A 1,404-nucleotide genomic window follows, 5' to 3' on the forward strand; every position below is an offset into this window, starting at 1 on the left:
ACCGCCTTGCCCTCGACCACCAGGTTGATGTCGATGCTCTGCGTTGCCCGGGAGTAATCCAGCGTGTCGCAACCGCTGCCGCCATCATAGCAATCGGCCGCAGCATCGAGCGTACCGATGATCACGTCGTCGCCAGACCCGGCCTCAACCCGGTCCCTGCCCCCACCGCCATCGAGCGTATCGGCGCCGCTACCTCCCTCGATCCGGTCGTTGCCGGCACCGCCCTGGATCACGTCATTGCCGGTCCCACCGAACAGGCAGTCATTGCCGGTGCCGCCATCAATGACGTCATTGCCATCATTGCCCTCGATCCGGTCGTCGCCCGCTCCGCCGAAGAGCCGGTCATGGCCGGCATCGCCCTCAACCCTGTCGTCTCCGTCTCCGCCGACGACGATGTCGTCGCCGTCGCCGCCCTCCACCTCGTCATCGCCGTCACCGGCGTCGAGCAAGTCATTGCCGCTACCACCAAAGAGCCTGTCCTTGCCGCAGCCGCCGGCGAGGTGATCGTCGCCCTCCCCGCCATCGAGTACATCGTCGCCGTCATCGCCGGAGAGCGTATCGTTGCCGGATTCGCCGAAGAGCCGGTCGTTGCCGCCGCCGCCCGCCGCGACGTCGTCCCCCCCACCGAGACGGGCCGTGTCCTGGCCGCAGCCGAACTCGACGATGTCGACGTGGGCGCCACCGATGACGACATTGTTGCCATTACCAGTGCGGACGGTGTTGTTGCCGTCGCCGGTCAAGACAACGTTGTTGCCCTCACCGGCATCGATCCAGTCGTCCCCCTCACCGCCGTCGATGAAATCGTCACCATCGCCGCCATAGAGCCGATCATTGCCCTTACCGCCGATGATGATGTCGTTGCCGTTGCCGCCGAAGATGATGTCGTCGCCATCCTCGCCGAAGAGCTGGTCGTCGCCGTCATCGCCATAGATCGTGTCGTTGCCCTCGCCGCCATAGACGATRTCGTTGCCRCGGCCGGCATAGATCAGGTCATGGCCGGCGCCGCCGCGGATGAAGTCGTTGCCGGCGCCGCCATGCAGGATGTCSGAGCCGCCGCGGCCRTCGATCACGTCATTGCCGTCGCGCCCGTCGATCAGGTCGGCGCATTCSGTCCCGGTCAGGCTGTCATCGCCGGCCGTGCCGTTGATCTCGGTGAACTCGACGACSCTGAAGAGCGCGGTCTGKGCGACCGCGACGGTCTCGTCGCTGACCTCRTAGCTCAGCGTCACCGGGCCAAAATAGCCGGGCGYCGGGSTGAACTCCCAGCCACCCTCGACCGCGGTCAGCGTGCCGCTGGAGGCGGTGAGATTGCGGATCGCCAGCACATCGCCATCAGGATCCAGCGCCCCTGCGAGCAGTCCGATCGCGGTGATCAGCAACGTCTCGCAGCGCCCGATGCTGCGC

Annotated in this window: 1 protein-coding gene; it reads right to left on the reverse strand. The window is 66.4% G+C overall.

What is annotated here, in order from left to right; all coding sequences use genetic code 11:
- Nucleotides 1-1,404, reverse strand: a 1,404-nt coding sequence (locus AC1DJT_RS36700) for a calcium-binding protein (RefSeq protein ID WP_476836062.1), incomplete at both ends; no start/stop codon positions are given.

This window comes from Allobosea sp. 05T422_2 (assembly GCF_056396265.1).